Here is a 547-nt window from a genome sequence, read left to right as displayed (position 1 = left end):
CTGGCACGAGGCGGTGGTCGTGGATCGGGGCAACGGATTTGTCGGCGTCGGCGCGGCTTCGGGGGAGGCGCCGTTCGAGACCACGCATTCACAAGGGTCGCCGACGATAAACCATGCGCGCTTCGTCAATCCGAGCACGTCGGGTTCGGCGCAGGTGCGCACGAGCCTGCAGCGCGGCAACGACCAGGGCAGCGGTCTTGCCAGGGGCGGCGTCTGGTTCGTCACGGACCAGGGGCTCGGCTTCGCCGATTACGAGGCGCGCGACCTGAAGTTCTACACGGGCGAAACGCCGGGCGGGGCCTCGGCGCGCATCATCGTCAAGCCTGACGGCAAGGTGGGTGTCGGCAAGGAGCCATCGGCGGCACTGGATGTCGACGGGCCGGCCAGGGTCAAGAGCTACACGGTGGCCACAGCACCGTCGGCATCGTCGGCCGGCGAGGGCGCCATCATCTTCGTGTCGGACGAGGCCGGGGGCGCGGTGCTGGCCTTTTCGGATGGCACCGACTGGCGGCGCGTGACCGACCGGGCGGCGATCTCGTGACCGGCC

At 69.8% G+C, this 547-nt stretch carries 1 protein-coding gene; it reads left to right on the top strand.

Features of this window, described 5'->3' with window-relative positions:
• A partial coding sequence (locus ACH13J_RS18375) for a hypothetical protein (RefSeq protein ID WP_397544791.1) occupies positions 1-541 on the top strand: 541 nt, incomplete at its 5' end.
• Positions 542-547 lie beyond the last annotated feature (6 nt).

The sequence above is a fragment of the Roseovarius salis genome, from assembly GCF_044472985.1.
Taxonomy (GTDB): domain Bacteria; phylum Pseudomonadota; class Alphaproteobacteria; order Rhodobacterales; family Rhodobacteraceae; genus Roseovarius; species Roseovarius salis.
Note: the sequence above shows the minus strand (reverse complement) of the source record. Positions and strands in the feature narration are given on the sequence as shown.